Annotated in this window: 13 protein-coding genes and 1 pseudogene; 3 read left to right on the top strand and 11 right to left on the bottom strand. The window is 29.8% G+C overall.

Going from position 1 to position 13,853, the window contains the following annotated elements; genetic code table 11:
* Window positions 1–86 precede the first annotated feature (86 nt).
* The 11 genes from ACN5J4_RS08200 to thiL form a co-directional block, all read right to left on the bottom strand.
* Entirely contained in the window at window positions 87–830 is a 744-nt protein-coding gene (locus ACN5J4_RS08200) for a LytR/AlgR family response regulator transcription factor (protein WP_418649523.1), read from the bottom strand.
* Between the two features lie 102 nt (window positions 831–932).
* The gene (locus ACN5J4_RS08195; protein WP_418649522.1) at window positions 933–2,621 is read right to left on the bottom strand and encodes an ATP-binding protein; all 1,689 of its coding nucleotides are present in this window, start codon (window positions 2,619–2,621) and stop codon (window positions 933–935) included.
* A 25-nt stretch (window positions 2,622–2,646) separates the two neighbouring features.
* Complete coding sequence (locus ACN5J4_RS08190; protein WP_418649521.1) at window positions 2,647–3,165, bottom strand: hypothetical protein; 519 nt, start codon at window positions 3,163–3,165, stop codon at window positions 2,647–2,649.
* A gap of 27 nt (window positions 3,166–3,192) precedes the next feature.
* Window positions 3,193–4,686 carry a GH3 auxin-responsive promoter family protein gene (locus ACN5J4_RS08185; protein WP_418649520.1) on the bottom strand — a complete coding sequence of 498 codons (1,494 nt, stop codon included), beginning with the start codon at window positions 4,684–4,686 and terminating at the stop codon, window positions 3,193–3,195.
* Between the two features lie 15 nt (window positions 4,687–4,701).
* Window positions 4,702–5,565, bottom strand: coding sequence for a M23 family metallopeptidase (locus tag ACN5J4_RS08180; RefSeq protein ID WP_418649519.1), 864 nt, complete (start codon window positions 5,563–5,565; stop codon window positions 4,702–4,704).
* 232 nt (window positions 5,566–5,797) lie between these two features.
* The gene (gene nadD, locus ACN5J4_RS08175) at window positions 5,798–6,382 is read right to left on the bottom strand and encodes a nicotinate (nicotinamide) nucleotide adenylyltransferase (RefSeq protein WP_418649518.1); all 585 of its coding nucleotides are present in this window, start codon (window positions 6,380–6,382) and stop codon (window positions 5,798–5,800) included.
* Window positions 6,383–6,404: 22 nt separating this feature from the next.
* Window positions 6,405–7,010 carry a guanylate kinase gene (gene gmk / locus ACN5J4_RS08170; RefSeq protein ID WP_418649517.1) on the bottom strand — a complete coding sequence of 202 codons (606 nt, stop codon included), beginning with the start codon at window positions 7,008–7,010 and terminating at the stop codon, window positions 6,405–6,407.
* Between the two features lies 1 nt (window position 7,011).
* Window positions 7,012–7,866, bottom strand: coding sequence for a YicC family protein (locus ACN5J4_RS08165; protein ID WP_418651153.1), 855 nt, complete (start codon window positions 7,864–7,866; stop codon window positions 7,012–7,014).
* 42 nt (window positions 7,867–7,908) lie between these two features.
* Window positions 7,909–8,805, bottom strand: a complete 897-nt coding sequence (locus ACN5J4_RS08160; RefSeq protein WP_418649516.1) for a DMT family transporter — start codon at window positions 8,803–8,805, stop codon at window positions 7,909–7,911.
* 105 nt (window positions 8,806–8,910) lie between these two features.
* Entirely contained in the window at window positions 8,911–9,381 is a 471-nt protein-coding gene (gene lysM / locus ACN5J4_RS08155; protein WP_418649515.1) for a peptidoglycan-binding protein LysM, read from the bottom strand.
* A gap of 305 nt (window positions 9,382–9,686) precedes the next feature.
* Window positions 9,687–10,733, bottom strand: a complete 1,047-nt coding sequence (thiL, locus tag ACN5J4_RS08150; RefSeq protein ID WP_418649514.1) for a thiamine-phosphate kinase — start codon at window positions 10,731–10,733, stop codon at window positions 9,687–9,689.
* A gap of 138 nt (window positions 10,734–10,871) precedes the next feature.
* Between thiL and ACN5J4_RS08145 the strand changes: the two are divergent.
* The 3 genes and pseudogenes from ACN5J4_RS08145 to ACN5J4_RS08135 form a co-directional block, all read left to right on the top strand.
* Window positions 10,872–11,120 (top strand): annotated as a pseudogene (locus ACN5J4_RS08145) (thrombospondin type 3 repeat-containing protein); the annotation flags it as partial.
* The gene (locus ACN5J4_RS08140; protein ID WP_418651152.1) at window positions 11,094–12,527 is read left to right on the top strand and encodes a choice-of-anchor B family protein; all 1,434 of its coding nucleotides are present in this window, start codon (window positions 11,094–11,096) and stop codon (window positions 12,525–12,527) included. The pseudogene ACN5J4_RS08145 and the gene ACN5J4_RS08140, both read left to right, overlap by 27 nt.
* Window positions 12,528–13,847, top strand: a complete 1,320-nt coding sequence (locus ACN5J4_RS08135; RefSeq protein WP_418649513.1) for a hypothetical protein — start codon at window positions 12,528–12,530, stop codon at window positions 13,845–13,847. It abuts the gene before it with no gap.
* Window positions 13,848–13,853: the final 6 nt, after the last annotated feature.

Here is a 13,853-nt window from a genome sequence, read left to right as displayed (position 1 = left end):
AACCAAAAACGTTCAAAAAAGGTAGTTATAGAATATAATCCATAAAGGGGAGGTTATGTTTTATATTCTACCTTTTTTTAAAACTACTATCTAAAAATAGTATTACTTTTTATAAACTGATTTTTAAAACGCTCACTAAATAATATTTTATTACTATTTTCTAAAATTAATAAATTATCTTCAAAATAAATTTCTTTAATTTTATTAGTATTTACTAAGTAGTTTCTATGTGTTTGCGTAAAATTAGTATCACCAAGTAGCTCTTTAATTTTTGTTAAAGAAAGTTTTATTAAAAAATCACCTTCATTACAAACAAGTTTACAATATTTTTCTTTAACCTCAATATAAATAATAGAAGCTGTGTCAACTTTCATAATGCTTCGCTTCTTTTTTACAAATAAAAAAGATGGACTTACAATAGCATTCTTATCACTTAAACTAATACTACTTGACTGCTCATGAAATTTTTCTAAAGCCAACTCTAAAGAGTACAAAAGCTCTAATTTATTAAACGGCTTTAATAAATAAGTATATGGTTTTGTTAGTTTAGCTTCATCAAACACTGCTTTACTTTGCATGCTTGTTAAAAACAAAAATGGAGTTTCTATATGCTGTTTATTTAAACGATGTGCTAATGAAATACCTTCTGGCTTTCCATCAATCATAATATCAAGAAGTATAATGTCAAAAAATCTGTTTTTTATCTCCTTTTCAGCTTCTACAGCTTTTTTTACACGAATAACTTCGTAATTATTATCTTCTAAAAATTCAATTATATCCGTAGCTTCTTCGTCTAAATCCTCTAAAAGGAGTAATCTTAAATTATTCATTAGCTTAAATATTTATATTATTTGGGTTTTGTGAAGATACTATTCATTTTTAATCAAAATGAATAGCTTTAATTATAAAAATCATTAAAAAAAGACATATTATTAAACTAAAGGTAATAATATAATTGCTGTTGTACCTACCCCTTGTTCACTCTTAAAAAACAATGTGCCATTATTTTTTTTAATCAAAGTTTGACACAATAATAAACCCAACCCTACACCTTTAGATCTATCTATTTTATCAATAGATAAATCTTTTAATTCATTTATTTTTTGAAGTTTTTCTTTAGATATTCCTATACCCGTATCTTTAATTTCAATTTGTGCTGTAGTTTCAGAATATTTTTTTGTGTTAATTAATATACTTCCAGAACCATTCATATATTTCATTGAGTTATCTATTAAATTTCGAATTACAATTTTTAGAGATTCTTTGTCCGTTAAAACAATTATCTCCTCTTCAAAATCACTAGAAACTGAAATATTTTTAGCTTCTACTAAATCTTCATAATCAAATAACACATGCTCTATAATGTGTTGCAACACGTGTTCTTCTTTTGTAAAATTTAACTGATTACTTTGCTCTAAAGACCAATGTAATACATTATTTAGTAAATGGCTAGTACTTTCAGTAACTGCAATTGCTGATTTGGTAGCTTCCTTAATTGCTGAAAAATTGTTATTAGCAATATGTTTTGCTAGTTTCTGATGTTGTTTTTTTATACTATTAATGGGTGAACGTAAATCATGTGATACTACCGAAAACAAATAATCTTTTGTTTTATTTGCTATAATTAAAGCTTCTTTTTGCTCAATAATTAACTTATTACTACTACGTAATTTTCTATAGAAAAAAGCTAAAATTCCTAAAAAAAATAATAATATAATAGCTCCAAAAAGCAATTCTTTTTGAATAGCTTTCTGATGTTTTATCTCTAGGTTTTGAACTGCTATTTCTTCCTGTTTTTGTGCAACAGCTATTTTTTTATCTTTCTCTGTAAGCTCCCAAATACGGTCTCTGTTCCAAATAGAGTCTTTATATTTATCGTGCTCTAAATAGTACGCTACACTTTCTTTATACCGTTTTCTATTACGTTCTACAGCTGCCATATTTTGAGCTGTAAGCTGTTTTAGTTTTATATCAGAAAATATTTTAGCTAAATCATACGCTTCTTTAAACAGCGGAATAGCTTGCTTATCTAAATATTGTAGATAATACACATTTGCTAAGTCTATTTTTGTTCTAATCATAAAAAGTGTGTCACTCTTTTTAATCAACGACAGTTCTTTATTAAAAAAAAGAGTTGCTTTTTCAAATTCTTTTTTCCCTAAGTAGCATAATCCTAAATTATGGTGCATTGCTTTTTTTTCATCAATACTTGCAATTGCTGTATTAGTTTCCCATTTTTCAAAATTAGTTATAGCTTTATCGTATTCCTTTAAGTTTAAATAAACACTGCCTAATAAATATGTTTTTTTCGGCTCATAGTTTTGATCATTAGAAATTAATGCTAAGCTTGCTGAAGCCTTTTTATAAAAACCTTTACGATAGGCGCTATAAGCAAGAATATAATTTAAGAAATTTTTTTCTTCTAGTTTTTTGGTTAATAATAATGTTTTGTTTGAATAAGCGTAACAGGAGTCATACTGTTCATCCTTATAAAAAATAAATGCTTTGCAAATATTTTTATTTTCATAACATAGTTCAGTACCTTTATTTATAATAAAACTAACCTTATTCGTTTTCTCTTTTTGAGAAAAAGCGAATAAGGTTACACTTAAAAATAGCATTAATATGTTTTTGTTAAACATATAATTAAAATGTTCCAGGGGGTGATGTTGCAGGTGCTGTTACAGTACCTCTATCTCCAATAGGCCCTCTTAAGTTGTTGTTAGCTCCTGTATATTCATTTGCCTGTTTAAGCCAAATAACATCTGCAGATGCACCCTCTTCTACCTTATATGTAAACTGAATATAATACAAATCAAAATTAGCAGCTACTTCTTCAATATTAAACTCTACCCGAAAATCTCTTCCTTGTACAATATCAACTCCACCTTCTTTATTTAAAATACTAACAGGGTTAATTCCATAGTAATTTAAATAAATTTCGTTTCCTTGCAACTGCAAACCACTTGTATTGTTTATAGGGTTTAAAGTAGTATTATCTGGTAAATAAGCTAAAACAGTCACTGTATAAGGTGTACTATTACTGCCTTCTGCTCCTGATATGTTTACTAAAGGCCCTGTTGGTTTATTAACTTCAGGAATGTTAGTTTCAAATTTTTCAAACTTTATTAACTCTAAAGTTACTCCGTTAATTGTTGTACTCATTTTATATTGTTTGGTTAGGCTTTAAATCTACAATAAAAATTCTTTTAATACATCAGCAATATTACGATTATCTGATAATTGTGGAATTTTATTTTGTCCTCCAAACTTACCTATCGATTTCATATATTCATGAAAACCACCTTTTTTAACTCTTCTAATAATTAATGGTTGTAGTATTTTACCTGTAATTAAATCGAAATAATATGTATTTTGACTTTGCATAGAAGCATCTATTTTAGCTGCTAATTCATCTAAATTATCAGGTTCATTTTCAAACTCAATAAACCATTCATGGTATGGTAAACCGCTCTCTGGGTTTACCTGTGGAGCAACAGTAAACTCACTTATATTTATATTTGTACCAACAATAGCATCATTTAATGCTTTTTCTACTTCTTTACCAATTACATGCTCGCCAAAGGCTGATATAAAATGCTTTATACGCCCTGTAACTTTTATTCTGTATGGTTTTATACAAGTAAACTCAACTGTATCGCCAATATTATAACCCCAAAGACCTGCCGAAGTATTTAAAATGATAACATAATTAACACCTAATTTTACATCTGTTAAAGAAATACGTGTTGGGTTTTCATCATAAAATTCAATTGCAGGTATAAATTCATAAAAAATCCCTGAATTTAATTGCAATAACATTCCTTTTTCGGTTTGCGAATCTTGGTAAGCAATAAATCCTTCTGAAGCGGGATATAATTCTATATAATCAATTTTTTTACCTATTAATGCTTCAAATTTATTTTTATAAGGTTCAAAGTTAACACCTCCGTACACGAAAAAATTAAAATTTGGAAAGGTTTCTGAAATCGGTTTTCCTGTTTTAGCTATTAACTTTTCAAAATACATTTGTACCCAAGATGGAATTCCACTAATTACAGACATATCTTCATTTATGGTTTCTTCAACCACTTTATCAACCTTAATATCCCAATTTTCAATACAATTGGTTTTCCAACTTGGTAAGCGGTTTTTTAATAAATAATTTGGCACATAATGCGCTGCTATTCCACTTAATCGCCCTAATTTAATACCGTTCATATCTTCTAAAATAGGGCTTCCTTGTAAAAAAATCATTTTCCCATTTACAAAACTAGCGTTATTTGTTGCTACAATATATAATAGCAAGGCATTACGCGCTGATTTTATATGTGTTGGCATTGACTCTTTTGTGATTGGAATATATTTTGCCCCCGAGGTTGTTCCTGAAGTTTTAGCAAAATATAATGGTTTACCTTTCCATAGCACATTTTCTTCGCCTTCAACAATTCTATCTATATAACTACGTAATCCTTCGTAATCTGATATAGGTACGCGTTTCTTAAAATCTTCATAATTATTAATAGACACAAAATCGTGATCTGTACCAAAGACTGTTTTACACCCTTCGCTTATCAAATACTGAAATACTTTTTCTTGCGTTTTATGAGGTGCATTAGCCCACTTATATACCTGCTTTTGTACTTGTTTTGCAAAAGGAATTGCGAGTATTGACTTGATGCTCATTGTACATTATTTTAATTATTGAAAATCTATATAATCTGTCGGAGTTACAGGAAATCCATTATTCCATAACTCAAAGTGTAAATGTGGACCTGTGGTTAACTCACCTGTAGAGCCAACACTTGAAATTACTTCTCCTGATTTAACAATATCTCCTTGTTGTTTTAATAAAGTTCCGTTGTGTTTATATACTGATATAAACTCGTTAGAGTGCTGTATTGTTATAACATAACCTGTTTCTGCAGTCCATTCGGCTAAAATCACAGTTCCATCAGCAATTGCTTTTACAGGAGTGCCTTTTTTTGCTACAATATCTATTGCATAATGCTTGTCGCTCATATTAAAAGCCTGAGAAACAGTACCTGTTAAGGGTGAAAAGAATACTATTTTAGCCCTTCCTTCAGCTCCTTCAGATAAAGGAAAACGATCTTTTCCTTCAATTTTTTCTCTAAATAAAGAATCTTGTTTTGTTGCTTCTAGCTTACTTTGGTCTACTAGTATATTTTGTGTTTCTGTTTGTATCGAATCTATTTTATCAGGACTTATTTCACCTGTTAAAACTGGTTTTAAAGCTTTTGTAAAGCGCTCAATAACTGCTAGTCGAGTTTTCAAAGAGTCGACTTCATAAACCAAACGGGTAGCTTTTTTTTTTAAGGAGGTTGATGAATATCCTGGTATATATTCTCTTAGCCCTGTAAAGGCTATTAATAATGTTGTTAATGCAATAAGTACTATTGAAAATACACCGCCAAAAACAAAAACGTTTAATCTTGATAATTTTAATGAAAATTTTTCTTGAAATGTGTCTTCATTTAAAATTACCAATCGGTATTTATCTACAAGTTTTTGTTTAAGCTTTCGCTTTTTTTGAATTTTAGCCACGTTACTACTAGTTTGGAATTCAAATATACAACGAAAATTTTGTGTAACTATTTTTTACATGGACTTAGTACACATACTAAGTTTCACTTTTAAATTATTAAAAAAACTCTAAATAATAGCTTTTAAATTAATAAATGTGTTAGCCCTGATTGAAGCATTTGTTTGAGCTCTCTCGCTTTTTCTGCGAGAAGCGAGTGCGAAAAGCAGGAAATAGCTTCAAATAAGACCAATACTATTTTTTATAAAAATTCATTTTATCTATATATTGCCAAACTTGTGGAGCTATTAAGGGCTTAATGTTTTTTTCGTTTTTTATTCCGTTACGAATCATTGTAGAGGATATTTGAACTATGGGAGCGTCAACTCTATGTATTTTATTATGTTCTTTAAACTGACTTTCTACAGTTCCTACTGAAATTCGTGGATATACGTATATATCATAATCTTCTATAATTGCTTCATAATTTTTCCACTTATGAAAACTTTTTAAATTGTCTTCACCCATAATTAAATTGAATTTATAATTAGGATGTTTTTCTGTAATATGTGTTAAAGTATTGATTGTATAATTAGGTTGTGGTAGGCTAAATTCAATATCGGATGGTTTAATTTTATCGTATTCTTTGGTTGCTAAATACACCATTTCTAAACGATCATAATTATCTAACAAGGTGTCTTTCTTTTTAAATGGATTATGAGGTGTAACAACCATCCAAATTTCATCTAAATCAGAGTTTTCAACCATTTGATTTGCAATAATCAAATGACCTACATGAATAGGGTTAAAAGTTCCGAAATACAACCCAATATTTTTCATAACTATTCTTTAAGCTTTAAAACTATTCTTCGTTTGATACTGTATTAGTAATACCTAAAAAATCTGCCACTAAATTTTCAGCTTCTTTCAAAGCTACTGCTAATTTATAGTTTTTTATAATTTTATCAAACTGCGGAGCGGTTGCTAATTCTACAGATGCTTTAGAAATACGCATATTTATTTTATCTTCACTTTCGGTACTTCGCTTTTTTAAACGAATTTTAAGCTCATCAATACTTGGTGGCTTTACAAAAACAGATAAAGTTTCGTTTGGAAATTTGTTTTTAATACGTAAGCCTCCTGCAACGTCAATATCAAAAATAACATGTTTTTCTAGAGCCCAAATACGTTCTACTTCAGTTTTTAAAGTTCCGTAAAAATTATCTCGATATACTTCTTCCCATTCTAAAAATTCATCTGCTTTAATTTTTTGTTTAAATTCATTTGCAGATATAAAATAATAATCTTCTCCATGAACCTCAGAGCCTCTTGGGGCTCTTGATGTTGCTGATATTGAAAACTCTAAATTAAATTTTTTTTGATTTAGTAAGTGGCGAACGATAGTTGTTTTTCCTGATCCTGAAGGTGCTGAAAATACAAATAATTTTCCTTTAAAATTTTTAGACATTTTATAAAACGTTTAAAATTTGTTCTTTTATTTTTTCTAATTCATCTTTCATTTGAATAACTATTTTTTGCATTGGCGCAAAATTAGCTTTAGATCCGGTGGTATTTACCTCTCTTCCTATTTCTTGAACTATAAATCCTAATTTTTTACCATTAGAATCATCAGTGTTTAATTGCTCTAAAAAATAAATTAAGTGATTAGCTAGCCTAACTTTTTCTTCGTTTATGTCTAACTTTTCAAGGTAATAGATTAACTCTTGTTCAAAACGATTTTCATCGATTTCAACCTTTAAATCTGTTAATGCTTTTTGTAAACGTTCTTTTACGTTTTCTATTCTATCGCCATCTAGCTTTTTAACCTCTTCTAATGCCGATTGAATATTTGCAATTCTTAATTTAAAATCATCTTCTAATGATTTTGCCTCGTCGGTTCTATATGCTATAATTTCTTTTAAAGCTTCATCGATATGGGTATCTATTTGAACCCATTCATTTTCATCTAACTCTTCACGCTCGGTTTTCAAAGCATCTGGCATTCTTACTGCCATTTTTAAAAACTCAACAGCATTAGTACTATCAGCAGTCATAGTGTCTTTCAACTGTGCTACATAGTTTGCAACTACTGCTTTATTTACTGTTGTTGATGTTTCATCTGCAGTCATTTCTACATAAATAGAAAAATCTATTTTACCTCTTACCAAACTACTCGCTAACTTTTTACGAACGGCTAATTCTTTTTCTTTGTAATAAGATGGAATTCTTGTATTTAAGTCTAAATTTTTACTGTTTAAAGACTTTATTTCAATGGTTACTTTTTTGGTAGGTAAATGTAATACGGATTTTCCATAACCCGTCATAGACTGTATCATATCATCATTTTAATAACTGCAAAGATACATTTATTTATTTTTAACAGCTACTTGTTTAGTTACCAAAAAGACACCTAAAAAGATCAGAAGTGTAGCTGCTATTTTGACTGTATTAAAACTATCACTACCTACAATTAAAGCATAAATAGATGCTATTACGGGTTGTAAATAAATAAAAACACTTACCGTTGTTGGTTTTAATCTTGCTAAGGCGTATAAATTACATAAATAGGTAATACAGGTGGTAAATAATACTACAAAGCCTGCTTTTAAATAAATTGACGTAGGCATTAAACCCCACTCAACTTGAGTTAGTTCTAATGAACCAAAAGGTAACACAAAGAGCAAACCGAATAAATACAACCATTTTACAAATACGATTGGATTATATTTTGCTATTAATTTTTTTACTTGAACCAAATACATTCCATAAGAAGCTGCGTTAATAAATACTAAAAAGTTACCTAGCATTATGTTTTTAGCACCAGCATTTGATGAGTTTCCATAGGCAATTAAAATAATGGCTCCTATTAAACCAATTATGACTCCTATTATTTTTTGTAAAATTAAACGCTCTTTTAAAAGAATGCTTGAAAATATTAATACTAAAATAGGTGCTGTAACCATCATTACGGAGGCACTTATAGGCGTTGTGTAACTTAGTCCTTTAAAAAAAGTAAGCATATTTAAACCTACTCCAAAAAAGGCTGCGATGGCAATTTTTTTATAGTCTGCCTTTTCAATATTTTTTTCTTTTACAAAAAGGCCTAAAAACCAAAAAACAATAGCAGCACCACCTACACGAATTACAATAAAACCAAAAGGCTTAATATACATTGGCATTACTTGTTTTGCTACAGTAAAGGTTACTCCATAAATAAGAGTTGCTACTGACAATGCTACTAAAGCAAGTGTTCTTTGATTCATTTTTTTACATTTAACAAACAAGCAAAGGTCGAGAATATTGTTGAATTTTAATCAAAAAAAAAGCACTATAAATATAGTGCTTTTTGTGATTTTTTATACTCTTAATTAGTCCATTAAAGGTGGTACTCTTAATACTTGACCTGGATAAATTTTATCTGGATGCGATAACATTGGTTTGTTTGCTTCAAAAATTACAGGATATTTCATTGCATCTCCATAAAACTCTTTTGCTATTTTACCTAAAGTATCTCCACTTGCTACAGTATGAAATTGTGCCATTTCAGCCTCTTCAATTACCTCAACTTCTGCTACTGTCATATTATCTTCTACAGACGCAATACCTTCGGTATTTCCTACTACTAAAACTACTTTTTCTTTAGTTGCTAAATCAGCAGCTTCTCCTGAAACAGTTGCTTTATCATCATCGATTGACACTAATAAGTTTTCTACAGACAAGTCTAATTTATTTACCGCATCTACTAATTTTGCAGATTTTTCAGCAGCTTCTTCTTCAGTTGTTTTTCCGATACCAAATACTTTGGCTCCAGCATTTTTAATAAATGAAAAAATTCCCATTCTCTTTTTGTTTTTTTTTAGTTAATTAATAATTTTACTTTTCGATTACTAATATACAATTTTTACACCATATTTTATTTTAAAGCTACTTTTTTTATTGAAAAAAAAATGCATCTATTTATTTTAATCAAAAAAAAACTTAGCAAACACAACTAGCTGCGGTTAAAATAATTGTTTGGGTTAATCAAAGAAACGTACTACCTTAAGTAGAAAATTATTGGTAATAAAAAGTTTAATAGCTTTAAAACAAACAAGAAAACTACCCTTTTTTGGGGTAGTTTTTAAACTATAATTTAATTTAGGTTTTAATCTTTAAAAGAATTCCACCCTTGTGCTTTTAGTTCAATTTCTTGATTAGCACGCGTAACTAAATTCATTCCTTGATTTTCTTCAACTATATGACCTATAATTGATAAATGTGGATTTGATTTAATTTTATCAAAATCAGCAATAGGAACCGTGAATAACAGTTCATAATCTTCTCCACCACTTAAAGCAATCATAGTACTATCCATATTAAACTCTTCTGAAGTAGAAATAACTTGCGGATCTAAAGGCAACTTATCTTCATAAATTTTGCATCCCATTTTACTTTGTGTACAAATATGCATTATTTCAGATGATAATCCGTCAGAAATATCAATCATTGCTGTTGGTTTTATTTCTAATTTCTTTAGCAACTCCGCTATATCTTTACGAGCTTCTGGTTTTAATTGACGTTCTATTAAATATGTATAATTATCTAAATCTGGTTGATTTTCTGGGTTAACTTGAAATACTTGTTTTTCCCTTTCTAAAACCTGTAATCCGAGGTAAGCTGCCCCTAAATCACCTGAAACAACAATTAAATCTGTAGCTTTTGCTCCATTTCTATAAACAACATCCTCTTTATTAGCTGTTCCTATTGCCGTTACAGATAGTAACATCCCTTTTGTTGACGATGTAGTGTCACCCCCTATTAAATCTACCTTATAAGTATCACAGGCCAATTGAATACCTGCATACAATTCTTCTAATGCCTCTAACGGGAATCTATTTGAAACGGCAATAGATACTGTAATTTGCTCTGCAACACCATTCATAGCATAAACATCTGACAAATTTACCATTACAGCCTTATAACCTAAATGCTTTAAAGGCATGTAGCTTAAATCAAAATGTACACCTTCTACTAATAAATCAGTAGTTATTAAACGCTCTTTTTTTGAAGCATCTAACACAGCTGCATCATCACCAATTCCTTTTTCTGTTGATGAATTATACAACTTAAAATGTTCTGTTAAATGGTTAATTAATCCAAACTCTCCTAGTTTAGCTAATGAAGTTCTCTCTTGGTTTTTATCTTCTAACATACTACAAATATAACAACTACCAAGGAAACAAAATAATATAAATAAACAAGTACCATTAAAATAAACATATGGTTTATTAGTTATTAACTATTCTATAACTAGTTAATTCGTTAACTTTAGCCCTTTAAAAAACTAACTATGAGTAATATCTTAAAAAAAACTACTTTATTCTCTTTATTTTTACTGTTACTTTCATGTTCTCCTGCTGCTATAAAAATTAATAACGATAGCGATGATGATGAAATTGAAAACTCTTTAGATAACTGTCCTAATATGGCTAATCAAAACCAATTAGATACTGACAATGATGGAAAAGGTAATGCATGTGATGATGATGATGACAACGACGGCGTTAAAGATATTGATGATAATTGTCCTTTAATAGCTAATCCAGATCAAAAAGATAGTAATAACAATGGTATAGGTGATCTATGTGATGATGGTAATGATGATACTGATAACGACGGAATAAACAACAATATAGATAACTGCCCCAATACTGCTAATTCTGATCAAAAAGATAGTAATAATAATGGCGTAGGTGATGTGTGTGAAGATGATGATAACGATGGAATTATAAATGCATTAGATAATTGCCCTACTGATGCCAATTCTGATCAAAAAGATACGGATAACGACGGTGTAGGAGATATATGTGACAGTTCACCTAATGGAAACAAAGTTCCATGTACCGCAGGTATGGCTGGAATATACCCTTGTAAACAGTATGATTTACTTTTAAACATGCCATTAAGTACTTTTGGTGCTACAGAAGCAAATGATTCTTGGGGATGGACAGATATTACTACTAATAAAGAATATGCAATAATGTGTGTAAATAACGGAACCGTTTTTATAGATATTTCAGACACAAACAACCCTATTTACTTAGGTAAAGTACCTACAGCAACAAACAACAGTTCATGGAGAGATGTTAAAGTATACAAAAACCATGCTTTTATAGTAAGTGAAGCTTACAACCATGGTATGCAAGTTTTTGATTTAACTAGATTAAGAAATGTACCTAGCCCTCCAGAAACTTTTAGTCCTGACACACATTTTACAGAATTTGGTAGCGCTCATAACATGGTCATTAACGAAAATTCAGGGTATGCATATCCGGTAGGAACCAGTAAATCTGGCCCTTACAAAGGAGGCCCGTTATTTATTAATATACAAGACCCTAAAAACCCTAAAACAGAAGGTGGATGGGGAACAGATAATTACAGTCATGATGCACAGGTTATAAATTATAACGGTCCTGATACTGATTATACAGGTAAAGAAATTTTAATAGGTAGTAACGAAAATGAAATTGTAATAGTAGATATTAGCAACAAATCAAACCCTAAAAACATTGCTAAAATAGCATATGCAAATGTTGGTTACACCCATCAAGGTTGGTTTACTGAAAATAAAAAATATTTTATTTTAGGCGATGAGCTAGACGAACAAAAATTTGGTAACAAAACAAGAACAATTATTTTTGATTTTACAGATTTAGACAATCCTAAAGAGCATTTTACATATACTGGTGCAACTAATGCTATAGATCATAACGGCTATACAAAAGACAACACCTTTTACTTAGCAAACTATACAGCTGGTGTTCGTTTTATTGATATCTCAAATATATCTAGTAAATCAATAACAGAAACTGGTTTTTTTGACACCTATCCAAATAACAATGGTGCTAATTTTAATGGCGTATGGAATGTATACCCTTATTTTGACAGTGGAAAAATAGTGGTTAGTGATATTAATAGTGGTTTATTTATCGTTAAAAAACAATAAATGCTAAAAGCAATCTCAATATTTTTACCTGTATTTGTAATATTTATTAGTTGTAATAATGACACTCCATCGTCTAAAAACAAGCAACCAACTGTTGATTTTATAAAAACATACGGAGGCTCAAAAAACGAAAGTGGTAGAAGTATTATTCAAACTTCTGATAATGGTTATGCTGTTTTAGGTTTTACACAAAGTATTGATGGTGATGTTTCAACTACAAAAAATAATATTCAGTACGATTATTGGTTGTTAAAATTTGATAAAAACGACACCTTACAATGGCAAAAAACTTATGGAGGTTCAAAAGATGACAAAGGGTATCAAATTATTGAAACCAGCGACAATGGTTTTGCTATTATAGGATACAGTAAAAGTGCTGATGGTGATTTAAACTCAAATGAAGGCTTTGAAGATGTTTGGATTTTAAAACTAAATAACACAGGAAACATTTTATGGAAAACAACTAGTGGTTTTGCAGGAACCGACCAAGGGCTTAGTATTATTCAAACCAATGATGGTGGATTTTTTATCGGAGGTATTTTAGATGTTACAGCTTCAGGAGGCTCAGGAAACGCTAGATCAGCAGCAAAACATGCTGGTGGTGATTATTGGGCTCTAAAATTAAATACTGATGGAGCTATTGAATGGCGAAACTATTTTGGAGGTACAAATACAGATACTTGTTATGGTATTACCCAAACACCTGATGGTTATTTAATGATTGGCTCATCAGATAGTGTTGATGTTGATATTAAAAATAATAAAGGAAGCTACGATTTTTGGGTGATAAAAATAAACAAAACAGGTACACTACTTTGGGAAAAATCTTTCGGAGGCAACGAAATTGACAAAGCAAGAGCTATAACTACTACTAATGATGGAAACTTCATTATTATAGGAGACACTCGTAGCAACACCAAAGATGTAACAAACAATAATGGAGGAGCCGATTTATGGGCTATAAAAATAACTTCTGAAGGTAATTTAATTTGGCAAAAAAATTATGGGGGTGCTAATTTTGATGTTGGGCGTTCAATTAATAAAACTAGTGACGGTAATTTTTTAATAGCAGGTAGCTCTAGAAGTGATAACAATAACATAACTAATAAAGGTCAAAATGATGCTTGGCTTCTTAAAATAAACACCAATGGAAATCAACTTTGGCAAAAAACAATTGGTGGTACGGCTATAGATTTTTGTTACGATGCTATTCAATTAGCTAACGGAAATATAATTGCTGTCGGTGAAAGCAATAGTAGTAATGGAGACATTATAACAAATAAAGGCTTTTCTGACCTATTAATAATAAAATTAAAATAAATAAAA

The organism is Tenacibaculum aestuariivivum (assembly GCF_964507685.1).
Lineage (GTDB): Bacteria > Bacteroidota > Bacteroidia > Flavobacteriales > Flavobacteriaceae > Polaribacter > Polaribacter aestuariivivum.
The sequence above is the reverse complement of the archived record's forward strand: the minus strand, read 5'-3'. Positions and strand labels throughout refer to the sequence as shown.

Excerpts from the sequence above, each read along its gene's own strand:
- ACN5J4_RS08185 (WP_418649520.1), bottom strand. The coding sequence starts at position 4,686 with ATGAGCATCAAGTCAATACTCGCAATTCCTTTTGCAAAACAAGTACAA.
- gmk (WP_418649517.1), bottom strand. The coding sequence starts at position 7,010 with ATGTCTAAAAATTTTAAAGGAAAATTATTTGTATTTTCAGCACCTTCA.
- ACN5J4_RS08135 (WP_418649513.1), top strand. The coding sequence starts at position 12,528 with ATGCTAAAAGCAATCTCAATATTTTTACCTGTATTTGTAATATTTATT.
- ACN5J4_RS08160 (WP_418649516.1), bottom strand. The coding sequence starts at position 8,805 with ATGAATCAAAGAACACTTGCTTTAGTAGCATTGTCAGTAGCAACTCTT.
- ACN5J4_RS08165 (WP_418651153.1), bottom strand. The coding sequence starts at position 7,866 with ATGACGGGTTATGGAAAATCCGTATTACATTTACCTACCAAAAAAGTA.
- ACN5J4_RS08195 (WP_418649522.1), bottom strand. The coding sequence starts at position 2,621 with ATGCTATTTTTAAGTGTAACCTTATTCGCTTTTTCTCAAAAAGAGAAA.
- nadD (WP_418649518.1), bottom strand. The coding sequence starts at position 6,382 with ATGAAAAATATTGGGTTGTATTTCGGAACTTTTAACCCTATTCATGTA.
- ACN5J4_RS08190 (WP_418649521.1), bottom strand. The coding sequence starts at position 3,165 with ATGAGTACAACAATTAACGGAGTAACTTTAGAGTTAATAAAGTTTGAA.
- ACN5J4_RS08200 (WP_418649523.1), bottom strand. The coding sequence starts at position 830 with ATGAATAATTTAAGATTACTCCTTTTAGAGGATTTAGACGAAGAAGCT.
- lysM (WP_418649515.1), bottom strand. The coding sequence starts at position 9,381 with ATGGGAATTTTTTCATTTATTAAAAATGCTGGAGCCAAAGTATTTGGT.
- thiL (WP_418649514.1), bottom strand. The coding sequence starts at position 10,733 with ATGTTAGAAGATAAAAACCAAGAGAGAACTTCATTAGCTAAACTAGGA.